The organism is Salinisphaera sp. G21_0 (assembly GCF_017744115.1).
GTDB lineage: Bacteria > Pseudomonadota > Gammaproteobacteria > Pseudomonadales > Endozoicomonadaceae > Endozoicomonas.
The window spans coordinates 1-17187 of sequence record NZ_JAGHQW010000053.1; the positions used below are offsets into that span (position 1 = coordinate 1).

Sequence of the window (17187 nt, forward strand, 5' to 3'; positions counted from 1 at the left end):
TTTGTTGGAAGATTTGTTGGATGGGCGACAGAGTTATTTTTAAGGAAATGATTGTAAGTCGTTATATTTAAAGGGGTTTATCTGGTCGGAGCGAGAGGATTTGAACCTCCGACCCCCACAACCCCATTGTGGTGCGCTACCAGGCTGCGCTACGCTCCGACACAAGAAGGGTAAAAAATGTGTTTCTTTTGCCCCTTCAGGCGCTGGGTATATTACCCTAAAAAACACTATTTGCAAGCCCTCGCGCATTTCTTTTGCTTTTTTCTCTATCGAAAATACTATGATGCTGAATAGGCTTTTTTTCTTCCTTCAGAGCCTTTACTGTCTAACCGTTTGTATTGCATAAAGTGGTTTTAACTTTTTCTGCTTTGGAGAGAATCAATGCGTTTGATGCGAAACTGGCTGCTGGGAAGCACCATCCTTTTTTTGACTACCCTGGCGAATGGTGCAGCGACAGAGTCAGCTGAAGCAGCAGAGAAGAAGATCGAAGCGTTTCAGGTGGTTCTGGAAACCAGCAAAGGAGATATTGTTTTAATGTTGGCACCCGAAGAGGCTCCCGTCACCGTCAACAACTTTATCGAGTATGTTGAAAGTGGCTTCTACAACGGCCTGGTATTCCACCGGGTGATTAATAACTTCATGATTCAGGGGGGAGGCTTTGCCGCGGATATGAGCCAGCGGGCCACCCGTGCTCCGATCAAAAATGAGTCGCTGCTGAATCAGCGTCTGGAAAACAGTCGTGGCTCTATCGCCATGGCCAGAACCCAGATCGCTGATAGTGCAACCTCACAGTTTTTCATCAATCTCAAAGACAATGAATTTCTCAATGGTAAACCTTATAAGCCGGGTTATGCCGTTTTTGGCCATGTCATCAAAGGCATGGATGTGGTAGACAGTATTGCCAGAGTAAAGACGGGTTATCGAGGCCCACACGGTGATGTACCCGTTGACTCCGTTATTATCAACAAAGCATATGTCGTGAAAGAGGGTGGCAGGTCGGTGAAAGCCGAGCCTGGGGCTTCCTGATATCCATGAGTAAACAGGCCATTTCTACCGCTTCTGAACTTGTTCGAGCGCTAAAATCAGTCGGCAGGCTGTCTGGTCATCGGCGTCTACTGGTATGTGCAGGCAATGCAGACTGGTGTAAGGCTCAAGTGGTGGAAATGGTACCAGCCCTGACAGGGGAGTCTGTTCTTCTGATTGGAGCAGATTTGCCTGAGCTTGCAGTCTCAAATTCAGAAGTTATTGCGGCAAAACAGTGTCTGTCCCGGTTAGGCAGGGAGCATCAGAACATTATCTTTAATGCCCATGCAGGCTTTGATGTCGATGCGTTTGGTGCCATTAGTGGAACGTTAAGTGCCGGTGGCATTATGGTACTGTTAATACCGCCATTGGACCAATGGCAATATTTCCACGACCCTGAACATCGCCGGATGCAGGTTTATCCTCAACAATTTGAGGATATCTCCGGACGATATTTGCAGCGCTTGTCGCAAATTATTCAAGCCTCCAATCAGCTATCTCTCTTGACTCAGGGTGGGGTATTACGGATTCAGGAGGCTAAAAATAAGCCTGATAAAAAAACACCGGGTGACAAGGACGAGACGGTCACCGCCCCCTGTAAAACCCGTTCACAAATGCGGGCGGTCCGGGGAATACACAAGGTGTTTCGTGGGCATCGCCGTCGCCCGTTGGTTCTGACGGCCGATCGGGGCAGAGGTAAAAGTGCATCTCTGGGCATCGCAGCAGCACAGTTGTTGCTGGAAGGTGTTGAGCAGATAATCATAACTGCTCCGTCAAGAAATGCCGCAGAGGTGTTCTTTCACCATGCCGGGAAAGTGCTGGGTGAGGATCGTGCTGCTCTTTCAGGCAGACTTCAGTTTATCCCTCCGGACGATCTGGTTCAGGCACTGCCCGCAACCCAGTTACTACTGGTTGATGAGGCCGCTGCCATTCCCACACCCTTGCTGGAAAAAATGCTGACTCACTATAGCCGGATTGTCTATGCTACAACCATTCATGGTTACGAAGGAACCGGTCGGGGTTTTGCCATACGCTTCAGGAAGATTCTGGATAGCAAAACACCTCAGTGGCACGAGCTGAGAATGGCCGAGCCGATTCGCTGGCAGCCGGAAGACCCCCTGGAAGACTTTGTCTTCAGGGCGCTACTGCTCAATGCAGTGCCTGCTGCCATTGAAAAGCCAGAAAATATCCGTCCACAGCAATGCACTTTCAGGCAGATATCATCTGAAGAATTACTGTTCAATGAAGACTTGCTAACTCAGCTGTTTGGTTTGCTGGTTCTGGCTCATTACCAGACACGGCCGTTTGACCTGCGGCATCTGCTGGATGGTGGGAACATGGAGGTCTACGGTCTTTTTGATCGACAGCAACGGTTGATTGCCGTGCTTCTGGCAGCCAGAGAGGGTGGCATTGACCCTGCACTGGTTGATGATATCTGGCTGGGCAGGCGCAGGGTTCGCGGACATTTGCTGCCGCAGTCACTGAGTAATCATCTGGGCTTACCGGAAGCTATCTTCCTGAAAGGACTCCGGGTTATCAGAATAGCGGTTCACCCTGATTGCCAGAGAGCAGGGCTGGGCAAAATGCTACTTGATAAACTCCAACAGGATGCCGCAAATAAGCATATTGATTACCTGGGCACACTGTTTGGTGCCACTGATGACCTTCTGAAGTTCTGGGGCGACTCTTGCTATGTACCTGTGCGGGTTGGTTTGTCCAGAGACGCCGCCAGTGGTACCCATTCTGCCATGATGCTCAAGCCACTATCGCGCACTGCAAAACGCCTGGTTGATCAGGCCCATAAGAAATGCCTGGCACAGCTGCGGTGGTTATTGATGGATGAACTCAAAGGGCTTGATGTTGAGGTGGTTGCTGCCATCCTTGCCATGATGGTACCGATAATCAGGGGCAGTGATGATTATGCTTTGTCCGGCGATAATCAGCGTGAGCTGGTTTCCTTTACAGAGGGGCAGAGGCAATATGAGAATTGCATTGATGTCATCAAAAGAGTGACCTTTCAAATACTTGGGACGGGTGATATAGATGCTGTGGATGCAAGGCTGCTGGTCACTCGAGTGATCCAGAATCACCCCTGGCATCAGGTGGTTGCAGCCTGCAGTTTTTCCGGAGAAAAGCAGGCCCGGCAACGTTTGAGAGAGGTGATTTCTGTGAACAGCAGGCAGCATTTATAGTGCCTGCTTCAATACTTATCTGCACCAACTGGGTGCTTTCCCATGAACCTGATGGAGCATAAATAATGGATCGGTTTACTGTGTTTGGTCGTCCTGGCTGTGGATTCTGTGTACGTGCCAAACAGCTGCTGGAGATGAAAGGTTTGCCTTTCAAATACGTTGATATCTACGAAGAGGGGATCAGTAAGGCTGACCTGTCCAAGACCGTCGGCAAGGAAGTGGAAACGGTTCCCCAGATTTTTCATGGTCAGCAGTACGTTGGCGGTTATACGGACCTGGAAGCTTATCTCAGGGAAAAAGACGGCTAGGCATAACGGTAAATTCTTGAATAGGGATTGTCGTTAATTTTAACCAGGCGGGCATCACTGCGCTGCAGTCTTTCCTGTCTGGCAGACGGGTCATAGGGGCGAATCCGGTTAAACTCCGGTAACGGCTCTCCCGGCTGCAGCTGAATGAACAGGGGGAGTGGCGAGTTAATCTGTGCCGGATACTGTTTTTTCAGTACCGGGTCCGCCTGCCTGAGCGCCTGAATATCCTTTGGCCAGGTAATATTGGCCCTCAGGTGGGGAGCCAGTATACGCTTGATCACTACCACTTCTTTGGCGGGCATTTTCTCCAGCAGGCCAATGTCTTCATTAACGGCGACGGAGGCTATGTATTTCTTCCTGAAATGGTCAATCGCTTCTTCGGCGGTCAGCCTGACCGTGCCACTGTGACTTGCAGCCCAACTGAAACCAACCCGTCTCGGGGGCTCTGGAAAGAGCTTGAGTTGCCGGTAACATTGCACAAAGTGCAGGTGTTTGACCTGCAGCCCTCCCAGTAAACCATCCCGCAAATCATCGGATGCCTGTTCAATGGCCTCGATGCTGTCGCCAAACAGCTTGCGAAAGTTGGCCATCGCCGTTTTAAACTGATCACGACAGAGGTTCAGATCTTCGCCCAGTTGTAAGGTCTGCTCAGAAACGCCGACCAATCCGGTTAAGCGGGCGGTCTCCTGCTTGTTCTGCTCTTCGATATAGGTCAGTCGGGTGGCAATACCTGCTGCCAGGGCACGGTGGTTTGTGGATTCGGATTCCGTCTCCATGATCCAGATGGGTAAGCCATGGTCCGATTCAATGGCTTCCCGGAATAAGCGATTCAGTTCAACCAGTTGAATAAGCGCATCCCTTACGGCGATTCGTGCTGCGGTTTCTTTACTCATAACGTGCCCATAAAATACTGACGGGATTTCAGGGAGAAAGGCGGTCGACTTGCCAGTCACAGCCATTCTCTGCGGACAACCGGGTGTATTGAAAGCGATCGTGCAGGCGATTTGGGCGACCTTGCCAGAATTCAATGCTCTCCGGCACGACGCGATAGCCACCCCAGAAATCGGGCAGAGGCACTTTTCCTTCCCTGAATTTGCGTTTCATCTCTTCCAGTTTCAACTCCAGAACCTTTCGTCCGGTAATGACTGAGCTTTGCTGTGATACCCAGGCACCGAGCTGACTGCCATGAGGGCGGCTGGTAAAGTAACGCAGTGATTCAGCCGTGGAAATTTTTTCTGCCTTGCCCTGGATGACCACCTGTCGTTCAAGGGCCACCCAGGGAAACATAATGGCAACGTGGGGATTGCTGGTAATATCCCTGGCTTTATTACTGCTGTAGTTGGTGAAAAAGACAAAACCGGATTGGTCGAAATACTTGAGGAGTACCGTTCTCAGGGATGGCATACCTGATGCCGAAACGGTGGCAAGGCTCATGGCATTGGGTTCGGCCAGCTGAGCGTGCTGAGCCTGCTTGAACCAGAGCTCAAACTGGTCAAAGGGGCTGGTTTTCAGGTTGTCCCGACTGAGCCCTGCCTGAGTGTACTCTTCTCTTAAATGGCTGATATCCATGGCGGCACTGTACTGTTAAATAATTTTTTATTTTAACCGCGTCACAGCATTCTTTACAGTGTTCAGCGTCTGTAGAAATGTGGAAGGTATTTCAGGACAATTCCTTAGAGGCTGTCCGGCTGTTCCCCGGGGTTTATATTGAAATGCCGGTCACTGGCTTTTATGAATTCAAGTAACTGTTGCTCAAATCCGTCACCATAGTTGCTAATCATCAGTGAATTCAGTGGATAGCCGCATACGGTGGATGATATTCGGGTGTTTTCTGAAAAACAAAAGCACTTTTTACCCAGTGTCAGAGCGGTTGCCAGTTCGAAGCCCGCACCTGTGGACGGGTAAGTCAAATCCCAGAGGCAGAATCGGGCGTTTCTTAAACTGTCCAGTCCCCAGTAGTAGCAGGCCAGCTCTTTATGCAGCTCATTGGGATCAGACGCACGAAAAGGATATAGCTTATTGACCTGTTCTTCGGTACTGAGCTTGAGAAACTTTTCAGGGATATTGGTTATGGATGCTGCTGATCGACTGTGCAGCTTGTCATCCAGAACAACATCTGCATGGCATTGATAACCATAGTTTCTGAGCAACTCACAGATATGTATCGCACGGTCAATAATTTCCCGGGCCTGAGTTTTTGACCGGCTGGTTACACTGGCACCGTAAAAGACGACACAATCCTTCATTGCGGTTTCTCTGGCATAGGGTGATCGAACAACTATAGCAGCTGACAGTTGACAGCCAGGTAGAAAAACGATGCCGTTGATCCTGGCACCGTTAAAAGGAGAGGATATGGTCGTTTACTGGTCCCAGTAGCTGTCTTCCAGGCTCATCTCCCGTTCCGGCAATGCCCTGGACAGACGGGGAGAGCTTTGTGCCAGCACTTCAAAACTGACCCGGTTGGCGTACTTGCAAACCTGGGCAAAGGATGAGTAAGTAACCCAGGGCTTATTATGCTTGCTTGAGGTTGGTAATACCTGACGGTGATAGTAGTTTGCAGCCATATCGTGAATAAGTGCTGCCAATGCACCGTCGCCTGCACCGTTCGTGTTTTTTATGTTTTTTGGGCCGCCAAGATAGGGGCTGATGTGTGAGTATACTTTCAGTGGTTCTTCACAGTGAGCGCGAAGCAGAGGGCGGCTGAATTCATACCTGTTGAAATCACTGATCGCTCCGGAACGGATAGGATTGTCAGTTTCCCTGGCCAACGCTGTTTCAGTATAACCACTTAAATAAAGACCTTCAGCGCCAGCCGTCAGTAACACCATATCAACCCATTGCAGCATATGCTCAGATGCTGACAGGGGGTCCGGTTCTCCGGTCAATGCCTCGGCTTCTTCTTCGTTCATGGCGGCAATGGTGACATAGTCATTTAGGAACTCGATCAGTGGTTGCTTGATGGCATTGACCAGTCCACGGGTGCCCAATGTCAAAATGACCGGTACTTCATGTTTTTTTGCCAGCTGTGCTGCTTTTACCATGGCGTGATAAATTGGCAGGGAAGGATTCGCCAGCGTGTAAGCGCTTAGCGCCAGGCCTGAGGATTCGGCGATGATTGTTTCATCGATAAACTCGGGACTGAGCTGATTCATAAAACCGGGGCTGATACCGAAGGTACGCTCACCATCTTCCGTAATCAGCGCAAAGCATCGGCCAATAGGGCCGTCAACCGGCTGAAGCCAGGTAAGATCGACTTTACTGCTGGTATTGCAGAGGTAGCGATACGCGTAGTCACCCACCTGGATGTTCTTGCTCATAACGCCAAATTGAACGGAACGATCATCTGCCAGCACCGAATAATTATGAAGCGTGTTACCGATGGTGCCACCGGCAAACTGGTCTTCAATAAGCTGCTGCTCGTTAAGAAAACAGTACAGACGATTGGCCTGGTCGTTATCTATCCATTGAGAGGCACCTTTATCGAGGCCAAAATCCCGTAGTACTGAGTCATCGACTCGGGCAGTAATATCCACCAGGTTCTGGTCAATACCACAGATATAGGTGTTGGCCTGGCCAAACACTGAGCTTTCCATATCGAAGCGATTGTGGGTATTGACCGGGAAGTAATGCTTGATCTTTCGTCGGCCGGGGAATTTCATGAAAGCAAAGAAAATGAAGTATCAGGAAGGGATGCTGATTATTCATGAAAAAACAATGAAAAACCAGTGCAATCCTGCAAAGTCTTCCTTGATAAAACCGGGTAAAGTACTTTGGGAAAGCCAAAGTAACCGGGTGAATTTATTGCCCTGTTTATGGAAATCTTGAGGTAAGTTCCACATGTTTCAAGTATCCATGATCGTAAAGCAAGTTAAAATTGTTACTCATATCCGTTTTTTTATGAGATCAATTAATAGTGTCACAGGTATCATCTGTTGTTCATGATCGACGATTCTTAAAGCCACTGCATTGAAAACGGTGCATTGCTGTTGTAGTCCAAACGAAGATGCGCCATGCTGACATTCAGTGCATTGATTTAGTAATGTAAGAAAATGCGGATAGTTGGTGATTTGTCGGCAAGCCGAATAAAACAGGATAGATCAAAAGATTGTATGATGTTCCGGACAGTGAAAGCTGATATGTTAAAAAAACTGGTGTCAATGGTTGCTGGAGTATTAACCATGGTTTCAATAGCAGGTTGTTCAATGACGACGGAGAGAGAAGCCCTTGTGACCCCGGGAGACGTAATAAAAAGCCCTGCTGATGACCGGCATTATCGCTATATCACTTTGGATAATGGTCTCAAGGTACTACTGATCTCGGACCCGGATACCGACAAGTCGGCTGCTGCGGTGGATGTGAATGTTGGTAGTTACCAGGATCCCGACGACCGTCTTGGCCTTGCCCACTTTCTCGAACACATGCTGTTTATGGGGACGGAAAAGTACCCGGACGTAGACAGTTATTCTGAATTTATCCGTGCCAATGGTGGCAGCAGTAATGCCTATACGACGGATGTACGAACCAATTACTACTTTGATATTAACAGCGACCAGCTGCAGCCAGCGCTGGATCGCCTTGCCCAGTTTTTTATCGCGCCCAGGCTGGACCCGAACTACGTAGAGCGGGAAAAAAATGCGGTCGATTCAGAGTATCGCCTGCACGCCAGAGAGGATGGCTGGCGTCTCTTTATGGCGCTCAATGCAACGTCGAACCCGGAGCACCCGAAGAGCCGGTTTAATATCGGCAGCCTTGACACGCTGCATGATCGTGACGGGCAGCTCTGGCAGTCGTTAAAGGATTTTCATGACAGGTACTATGTTGCTGCCAATATGGGCGTGGTTGTCTATGGCAAAGAGCCACTGGACAGGCTTGAACAGTGGGTCAATTCCTCTTTTTCGATGGTTCCTCCGGGCGCAAAACCCGATTTGATTATTGGTAAACAGCCGTATACCCGGAATGAATTGCAGGCCCGTATCAATATTGTGCCATTGAAAGATACCCGGGTTCTGTCACTGGGTTTTCCCATGCCCAGTGCACAGCCTTTTTACCATATCAAGCCACTGGGCTATCTTGCCCGAATCATTGGCTACGAAGGCAAAGGCAGTTTGCACAGTTTGTTGAAAGAGCGAGGCCTGATTGATTCACTGGCAGCCTACAACAGTGACCTGCCCAATGAGTACAGTGAGTTTACCGTTCGCATGGAATTGACGCCTGAAGGGTTGGCCCGGGTGGATGAGATCACGGCAATGGTATTTGACTATCTTGATCTGATTCGCAGGGAAGGCCTTGAGCCATGGCTCTATGAGGAGAGCAAACAAATTGCAGAGCTGGCCTTTCGCTATCAGGAAGACCGTAACCCGCAGCAGACTGCCTCAGGGCTGGCGGCCAGAATGCACTATCTGCCACCGGAGCATTTGCTGGAAGCAAATTACCTCTATGACTCCTACGACCCTGAGCTGATCTCAGGTTATCTGGCCAGAATAACCCCGGAAAATCTACGTCAGGTGGTCATTGCCCAGAACCTGCCTACGGATAAGGTCGAGCCGTATTTTGAGACGCAATACAGCATTCAGCCCCTTGCCGATGAGCTGGTCACACGGCTGAAGACGCCCATTGCCCGACAGTCATTGACTATTCCTGAACCGAACCCGTTTATCGCCAGTAACCTTGAACTGCATGACAGCGGCCAGGTCACTGAGCCATCGGTTATTCTGGATGAGCCTGGATTACGGGTATGGAGCCTGACCGATACCAGCTTCAATATGCCCCGTGGCAATGTACGGGTGATGATCTCTACACCGGCTGCTTCAGCGACACCTGACGATAATGTATTGATCCAGATATACAAGTCGCTGCTGTCAAGAAGTCTCAATGAATATGGCTATCCGGCCAGGGAGGCGGGTCTTAATTACAGCATCACGGCCGGACGACGAGGGTTGTTGATCAGCCTTGCCGGATATCAGGACAAACAGGCCGTGCTGCTGGAAGACATTCTCAAGGCAGTCACAACCTTTAAGCCTGAGAAGAGCGCGTTTGAACAGGAACAGGCAGTACTGGTCAGAGGGCTGAAAAACAAGAAGTTCCATGCTCCTTACCGATTGGGAATGGATGCGCTTAGCCAGGCAACCTATCCTTCCTATCCGGAGGATGATGTTCTGTTGAATGCTGCTGAAAAGGTCACTTATGAGCAATTGATTAATTATGCCCATGACTTCTACCGGCAGATTCATATAGAAATGCTGGTGTATGGCAACCACAGTCAGCAGGAAGCACTAACACTGTCGTCAATGGTGGCGTCGGCATTACTGAATGACCATAACCGTCGGGACCGTTTTGATCTGCCCTTCCACCTTCTGGGCGGCACCAACCGTGTTCTGAATATGGCTATTGAGCATGATGACTCGATGTTGATCAGTTATTACCAGATTCCCGAGACGGGTAACCGGGAACGGGCTCAATACGCATTGCTTGGTCGTCTGCTGGCAAATCCGTTTTTTAACAGCCTGCGGACGGAACAGCAGCTGGGGTACGTGGTGTTTGCCGGACCTCGTCCCTTTGAGAAACACCCCGGTGTTATTTTTGTGGTGCAATCGCCAAAGCTGGATCCTATTGGCCTGGAAGGTCGTGTAGATCAGTTTTTGAACGATCAGAAAGCGGTGCTGGCAGGACTGACAGACCAGGAGCTGGAACAGTACCGGCAGGGGTTGATCGGTGACCTGCTGAAGAAAGATGACAATATGGATGAACGTAATGGTCGTTTCTGGCAGGGAATTGCCAGTGGCGAGCTGGATTTTGACAATCGAGTGAAGATTGCGGATGAAATTCGCAAACTCAAGCCCTCGGATATGCAGTCTGCCCTGGCAAGGCTGGTGCAAAACAGGGGTAAGCTTGTTATTCGCTCTTTTGGTGAGCCCCATAAAAAGGCATACCGGAAAGAGACTGACAGAATCGAATGCAACACCATTGATTGTCTAAAGGATCTACCGTTCAGTAAATAGCTCTTATTCCGGGGCAGTTATTGCTGCCCCAATCTTCAATACCCTTTGCGGCTTTGGTATTTTCATTGATAATCAAGACTCAGTTACCTATGCTTTTGCCAACGGATATGGAGGGGTAATGAATATGGCCGCTGACGTTCTGTTTTCCGAACTGAATGCCCGGGATAATAACAAGATTGGTCTGATCACGCTGAATGCTGAAAAAGCATTGAACGCATTGAATCAATCCATGATTGACCTGCTGCTTCAGCAATTTTCTGACTGGCGTGACAATGATGATGTTGTGGCCGTGTTTATGCAGGGTAGCGGTGAAAAGGCCTTTTGTGCTGGTGGTGATGTACGGGCTCTGAGGCAGGCAGTTATTGATGGCAAGCCTGAGGTTCCCGGTCATTTCTTTGCCACGGAATACCGTGTTGATTACATGATTCACACCTATCCCAAGCCGGTTATCTGCTGGGGTAATGGCATTGTGATGGGAGGCGGTATTGGCCTGATGGCGGGGGCTGATTTCAGAATAGTGACGGATACCTCCATGCTGGCCATGCCTGAAATCAGCATTGGCCTCTATCCGGACGTTGCCGGCAGCTGGATCCTGAGCCATCTGCCCGCCAGGCTTGGCCTGTTTATGGCGCTGACCGGCTGTCGGCTCAACGCGGCTGATGCGATCTATGTTGGCCTGGCTAACCGTTTTATTGATCATGCATTTTGTGACAATGTTCTGGAGTCTTTGCAGCAAGCAGACTGGAACGCCTCAGAAGCCCACGCTGTCGTTTATTCTGTCCTGCAGAAATACCGGGAAAAAAGTGCCGGGTGGCTACCCTATTCGAAGGTGCGTGAACACAGGGACTTAATTGCCGGGCTGATGGATCAACCATCACTGGCCGATGTGATGTCCGCCATTGATAGCCTTGAGACCGATGATGACTGGTTGCTGGCCGCCAGAAAAACCGCACTTCATGGTTCGCCACTGTCGGCAGCCATTGGCTATCGGCAGTTACAGAGAGCGCGGCACATGTCCCTTAAAGAGGCGCTTCAGAGTGAGTTGGCGCTGTCCGTCAATACGGTACTTAAGGGCGATTTCTGCGAAGGTGTCCGCTCCCGGCTGGTTGACAAGGATAAAAATCCACAGTGGAAATTTAACGCCGTTGATCAGGTCGATGAACAATTGTTGAATGATCTGTTCAGTTCACCCTGGCCTGAGAATCCACTCCATGACCTCTAACTGATAGACACTGTCACCTGACACTCCCCGCCTGGGCGAAGGCTCTTAGATCACACCAGGAACGTTTCTGTTCCACCATTCATTGCTCAGTGAACAGGTGGAGCCGCCCGGGCTTGGTTATCGCATAAAATTCCACATTGCGGAACGTTCCATGACTGCGCTGCCCGGCCTTCCTGTCTTATATCTCCGCCCGATTTCTCGATGCGTTACGACGGGTTTGGTAAGTGTCCGTTTTTTATGTCCTTTTAGAGAGCATGGACCCAATTTTTTACTGTGAACTTTATAACAATATCTTTGTCCAATTTAGGGTCATATACAGATTCCTGGCTATATCATCATTCAAAAACTAAAACACTGGTCATAATTTCATGGATATTTATGTTAGAGGGATTCTAAATGTTTCATGTTAAAGCTCATTATTTGGGTTATCAAAACCCGGCAACGAATCCAAATATTGATACCAGGTCCCTCAATTTATCCGATGGGGGGCAGCAGGCCAGCCAGAAGGCATATTAACGATTATGATCCCCGTGGCAATCCTGCCGTCAACAATCCATTAGCCAAGCGTCTGTGCAGTTCACATGTGTCATCCCCATTCCATCAGGCGAACCATTCCCCGCCAAACCGGGAACAACTTGGGGGAAAGGGAATGTTTTTGCGACGCATGCAGGAAATAGGATTGTCTGTCCCACCGTTCCAATGTGTTACCGCTGAGGTAATGAATGCTCTTGAGCAACACCCTCTGGATACCCGTCTTTTAGCTCCCTATCTCTCTGGCATTACCAGTGAACCCTGGGTAGAAACAAGTCTGATGAACATCAGGAAATATCTCAATGCCTTGCCACCTTCAGAGCAAACCAAAAGGAATGACTGGCTGGCAGGTCTGGCAAGATTTGTGGCCAGTAATGACTTTTACCAACAGGTTAAAGATTCTGAAGCGGCCAAACACATCAGGGCTCTGCGTGACCGAATATCCAGATCACAGCCGGTTATTGTCCGCAGTTCTGGCATCAACGAAGATAACTACGGCGATGCCCAGGCGGGCAAATACCTCTCAGAAGTTCAGGGAGAAGATGATGTTTTGCGCACCTGCCTTAAAGTCATGGCCTCAGGTTACCGGCCTGAATTATGTTCCGGGGGTGTACCACAACCCATGGCACTGATTATCCAAAAATGCATTAACTGCAAATATGGTGGGGTAGCCATGAGCTTTCAATCACTTCAGGGTGATAATACCGTCAGGGTTGAGTACACATCCGGTCAGCCCAGAGGCATAGTAGGAGGGCAGTCCGGTAACACGCCCCACCGCATCGACATTGTGCGCAAGGATGGCAAAGAAGGTGCTTACAACGCCCAATACATTCGCGGGACCATCTCAAGCCACTTCATCCTGGACAAAAACACAGATAATAACGGCTATTCGGAAACAGCGATTGATACTGATGCACAAGCAGACGGTGATGGATATCGACTCAGTGATGACCAGATTGAAGAACTCATGCAAGCGGTGACCAAGCTGGAAGACCTGTTGCTCTGCCCCGTGGATGTGGAGTTTGCCATCGATCATCAGGGTCGCCTGTTCCTGTTGCAGGTGCGCCCTATTACCCGGCTTCCCGGGGGTATGGAGTTTGCCATGCCCATACCCAAAGAGACCCTGGCCAGTGGCGAGGGCGTCAGTGAAGGCTATTGCACCGGATCACTCTGGTTGGCCAATAAACAAGCCACAGACACTATGCCAGAGGGAGCCATTGTCGTTGCCCAACACGCTGAAGAGTGGATGCTTGAGCCTGAATTTCTGAAACGGGTAGGGGGTTTTGCCGTTGCCGCGGGAGGACGGAATGACCATGTGGGGATCTTCCTGAGACAGAAAAAAATACCCTTAATGGTGGCTGGTGGCCAGTACCCGGCAATGGTCGCTCAGGTTGGCCAACAGGCCACGCTGGCCTGCGCCCGCTTTAACGGTAAGCCCGGTGCCTTTGTTGTTACCGGTGACCTCAGCAGAAAACTGGTCAGTTACGGGAGTCTGTCCGCTGCATTTTCTGATGTGCCGTTAGCAAGAGACATCCCGTCATGGGAAGATTTGTCCCTCCCACAAAGCACATTCTGTCAGGTCGCCAGCGGTTTTCACTGGCTCTCGGATCAAAATGCCCGCCTGCTGTCACTGTTTGCCCCTGGCGGTGGACTGGATTGTTTGGCACACCCGATAAAACTTAGTATGTCGCCACAACGAGCACATTTAGTGGCAGAGACCAGGGACAGTGTAAACCGGCTGATTCATGGGGCTGAAGCACTGTTGGACGGTTACCGCGCATTCTTGCTGCTGGCGGGTGACAGCAGTTCGGAACGGGTCAAGTCATTGTTGGCAGAATCACTGCTATTGATCACCCGGTTTGAAACGCTGAAACAGACCATCACCTCAACGGTAAACACTATCGTCCATCCCCTGCATGCCGATGAAACATCACCACCATCCGTGGGAAGGTTTCGGCAGTGGGTGTCAGCCTGCCATCAGCTACAATCCAGCCTTCAAGCACTCAATCCCACGGAGGCTGAGCAGGTCCGGAGTGTCCATGAGTTAATTTTTGCCCTCCATAAGCGCTTTGTTGAGGCGCTGGGACCGGTCACTATGGATTCTGGTCAGGGCAGGCTTTCTAATGAAGGGTGCATCACCTATGTTGATTGCACGACTCCGGGTGGCTTGGGTGTAAAGACACCGCTATTAAATCCGTCCTGCAAAAATTTACTCAATTGTATAGGGAAATCAGGGGCTGTCGTCAGTATGGATGATGCCTTGATTGTTAATCTGGTGTTAGGAAGTCATGTGTGCGTTATCGAGCTGCTTGAACACGCAGAGGGGGGGGGAAAGGACGCATGTTGCGGCTGAAAGTTTCTGACAGGTTTACGAAACCTGATGGCAGTGATAAACCTGACAAGTTGAAACGCATGTGGTTTTTGGCGCAGTTACTGAAAGCGGTCGAACTGGATAAGAATGCTGATGGCATGAAGCTGAGTTGCAATGCCGTAGCAGGAGAAATTATCGTCGAATGCCCCCGAATGAAATTAAGGCCAACCATGCAGAATGCCTTTGAAAAACTGCTGTCTGTGTTATGTGGTATGAGTAATCTGGATCTTCACCTCAAAGACAGACCCATTGTTGAAGGAGATCAGTGGAACTTTAACTTTCTTGCACAACGCCTTAACAATGATTTTTCAGAAGAAGCCAATAGATTCGCCTTCAACCATTGTCTTTTCTTATTGGTCTATAGTGTTTCGGGCATAATTTCCAGCTACTCTTCGTTATTAAGCAAATACCACCAACAATTTATTGATCATGTTCAAGAGTTAAAATGGTTGGTGACTAAATCGGATGACCAACTTCAGAAAATGTTTACCAGTGATAAGATCGATCAGGACACCCGCAGGAAACTCTTACATCATCTTTTATTATTGCCAGATTGCAAAAACACTACCCAATTGGTTGATCTTGTGTATGACGACTTGAAAGATCAATACTATATTATCGAACCATCTTGTTGGAGTTACCGCCTGGCGTTTAAGGTTCCACCGGGTCAGCCACTTCCGGGTCATAAAGAAAAGATCAGGAATGTCCTGCTGGAGCAAGGGCTGCAGTATGCCAGCCGACGGGTTCGAAATGATAAAGACCTTGTATTACCAACCATTGCAAAACACCCAAATGACTTGCAATATGTTAGCCGAGGACTGAAGAATGACAGAGATGTCGTCATGGCCGCAGTCACTCAACAAGGCGAACAGCTGCAATATGCAAGCCCGGATTTTCAGGATAATGTTGACGTTGTAAGGGCCGCTGTCGCACAGCATTCGTATGCTATGCGTTATGCAAGTGAAAGAATCCGAAGCGATAAAAGCATTATTGAAACCTTAATTGCTGATTGTATTGGTCTCTTGTTTTATGTCAAGGAAGAATTTTTGAAGGATTGAGATTATTTGCTGCGCTTAATCGGTCATAATCCTTATGCTTTCATGTTTGCTGATTTTTGGCTTCAAAATGATCCTGCCTTTATCGCTTCAGCAATCGACGCAAATCGCGGAGTCTGGGAATACATACCCTCACCCATGAAAACAGAACTTGAATCCGCAAGATCACAATACAAAAGTCAGACTGAAAGTTTTCAGACTAAGGCTCCTAGTGCAAGATCCTCTGATTCTGATGTTTGTAGCTCTGTTAAGTCAAGAGCGTTCACCAATACTGGCTGCTTTTCGGTTATCAATCCTTTAATCATGACAGTCGCGCACTCTGTTCGTCCCCATATTCTGAAAGTTTTTCGCACAGATGATGGTTTTGTGCATCACAGACGGCAGGCTTCAGCGTGCCCGGTTGAATCGTTTCCAACAGTTGTTTTGCTAGATTCTTTTCGCAGCCAAAATCATCCCAGTTCACAGTGATTAATGGTGTCCCCATTGAGCGGCAGATCTGTGGCAGGATGGCCTCATGATAGTTATGGATATCGCAGAGGTACGTCAGTGGGGTTCCATCTTCGGCACTTCTTGCCCGCTCAACCAGACGGCTATGGGCAATTTTCGGAGCGGTTCTGAGATAAATGACCGCGCTGATCACCGGATAATCCTTCAGTCTGCGCTGGATTTCACAATAATGCAGCATATAGCGCTCATCCGGTTTGACCATCCCCAGAAAATTTGCCTGGGTAAAAATCAAATCAGAGTAAAGGGAGCGCTCAATCAGATAGTTGCGGTCAGTGGGCAACTGCTCAACAATGCTGGCCCGGCGATTGGTAATGTACTCCTGAAACTGAATACGCTTAACCGCATCATTTGGGTGGTCTGTGAACTCCTGAAGCAGTCGTGTAAATTCCGGGTCATTCACAGGCTCCTGAATGGCGTCCCAGCCCAGCTCTGCTGCCAGTTTGGGAAGAAGAGTTGACTTGCCCGCAGCAATGTTGGCTTCTACAGCGACAAAGTGATTGGTTTGCTTCATTAAGGACCCCGGTGACTGATGATACAACTCATGATACTTCCGTGCTGGTCATGAGAAGGGCAGGCACTTTATGAGGTTAGGCGTCCGTGATCAATAAGTAATAGGCGGAAATGGGGTAGGTTTGGCCGTGATATGGCTTAATGGGCCCTGGAAGACTAAATGGCTTGGATTGAGCCTTGTTGATATTCCGGGTGTGTTGTCAATGTCTAAAGACCCGAAAAGCGATGTAACTCTTCCATAAGAGCAACTAAAAAAACCAATAATCCTTGTTATTTAACTGTTTTCTTATGAAACATTTGCAAGATGTTGAGCTGGGTCAAGTTTTTGTAAGTTTGCACTGGATACAATGCGCGCAGTTTTTGGATGGAAGATTTTGATCAAGTCTGAAAGGTTCTGGCTGCTGCATGTGAACAGTACAGTCAACATACTGAACACCTTGTCAATCAGGCAGCTTTCCCAAAATCCAATA

At 49.1% G+C, this 17187-nt stretch carries 13 protein-coding genes and 1 tRNA gene; 8 read left to right on the plus strand and 6 right to left on the minus strand.

Translation table 11 applies throughout. The annotated features are described in order from the left end of the window. Positions 1-82 precede the first annotated feature (82 nt). Positions 83-159: transfer RNA gene (locus J7439_RS20175), tRNA-Pro, on the minus strand. 222 nt (positions 160-381) lie between these two features. Between J7439_RS20175 and J7439_RS20180 the strand changes: the two genes are divergently transcribed. The 3 genes from J7439_RS20180 (at position 382) to J7439_RS20190 (ending at position 3523) form a co-directional block, all read left to right on the plus strand. After that, positions 382-1026 carry a peptidylprolyl isomerase gene (locus tag J7439_RS20180; RefSeq protein ID WP_502950431.1) on the plus strand — a complete coding sequence of 215 codons (645 nt, stop codon included), beginning with the start codon at positions 382-384 and terminating at the stop codon, positions 1024-1026. 5 nt (positions 1027-1031) lie between these two features. After that, positions 1032-3215, plus strand: coding sequence for a tRNA(Met) cytidine acetyltransferase TmcA (locus J7439_RS20185; RefSeq protein WP_209203766.1), 2184 nt, complete (start codon positions 1032-1034; stop codon positions 3213-3215). Positions 3216-3280: 65 nt separating this feature from the next. Continuing rightward, on the plus strand, positions 3281-3523 hold the full coding sequence (locus J7439_RS20190; protein ID WP_209203767.1) for a GrxA family glutaredoxin: 243 nt from the start codon (positions 3281-3283) through the stop codon (positions 3521-3523). On the opposite strand, the gene J7439_RS20195 is transcribed toward J7439_RS20190, so the two are convergent. From J7439_RS20195 to J7439_RS20210, 4 genes are all read right to left on the minus strand, one after another. Beyond that, positions 3520-4416: a DNA replication terminus site-binding protein gene (locus J7439_RS20195; RefSeq protein WP_209203769.1), complete on the minus strand. Its 897-nt coding sequence runs from the start codon at positions 4414-4416 to the stop codon at positions 3520-3522. The genes J7439_RS20190 and J7439_RS20195 overlap by 4 nt on opposite strands. A gap of 28 nt (positions 4417-4444) precedes the next feature. Next, positions 4445-5092, minus strand: a complete 648-nt coding sequence (gene pdxH / locus J7439_RS20200; RefSeq protein ID WP_209203770.1) for a pyridoxamine 5'-phosphate oxidase — start codon at positions 5090-5092, stop codon at positions 4445-4447. Positions 5093-5196: 104 nt separating this feature from the next. After that, complete coding sequence (locus J7439_RS20205; RefSeq protein WP_209203772.1) at positions 5197-5769, minus strand: TIR domain-containing protein; 573 nt, start codon at positions 5767-5769, stop codon at positions 5197-5199. Between the two features lie 114 nt (positions 5770-5883). Further along, on the minus strand, positions 5884-7182 hold the full coding sequence (locus tag J7439_RS20210; protein WP_209203773.1) for an inosine/guanosine kinase: 1299 nt from the start codon (positions 7180-7182) through the stop codon (positions 5884-5886). Between J7439_RS20210 and J7439_RS20215 the strand changes: the two genes are divergently transcribed. From J7439_RS20215 to J7439_RS20235, 5 genes are all read left to right on the plus strand, one after another. Beyond that, the gene (locus tag J7439_RS20215) at positions 7181-7348 is read left to right on the plus strand and encodes a hypothetical protein (RefSeq protein ID WP_209203774.1); all 168 of its coding nucleotides are present in this window, start codon (positions 7181-7183) and stop codon (positions 7346-7348) included. The genes J7439_RS20210 and J7439_RS20215 overlap by 2 nt on opposite strands. A 353-nt stretch (positions 7349-7701) precedes the next feature. Next, positions 7702-10521, plus strand: coding sequence for an insulinase family protein (locus J7439_RS20220; RefSeq protein WP_209203776.1), 2820 nt, complete (start codon positions 7702-7704; stop codon positions 10519-10521). Positions 10522-10645: 124 nt separating this feature from the next. Next, a complete protein-coding gene (locus J7439_RS20225; protein ID WP_209203778.1) occupies positions 10646-11743 on the plus strand; it encodes an enoyl-CoA hydratase/isomerase family protein in 1098 nt (365 codons plus the stop codon). A gap of 481 nt (positions 11744-12224) precedes the next feature. Further along, complete coding sequence (locus J7439_RS20230) at positions 12225-14627, plus strand: PEP/pyruvate-binding domain-containing protein (RefSeq protein WP_209203780.1); 2403 nt, start codon at positions 12225-12227, stop codon at positions 14625-14627. Beyond that, a complete protein-coding gene (locus J7439_RS20235) occupies positions 14615-15703 on the plus strand; it encodes a DUF4116 domain-containing protein (protein ID WP_209203782.1) in 1089 nt (362 codons plus the stop codon). The genes J7439_RS20230 and J7439_RS20235 overlap by 13 nt, the downstream gene beginning before the upstream one ends. Before the next feature lie 298 nt (positions 15704-16001). Here the strand turns inward: J7439_RS20235 and J7439_RS20240 are convergent, their stop codons facing one another. Beyond that, positions 16002-16718 carry a deoxynucleoside kinase gene (locus J7439_RS20240; RefSeq protein ID WP_209203783.1) on the minus strand — a complete coding sequence of 239 codons (717 nt, stop codon included), beginning with the start codon at positions 16716-16718 and terminating at the stop codon, positions 16002-16004. Positions 16719-17187 lie beyond the last annotated feature (469 nt).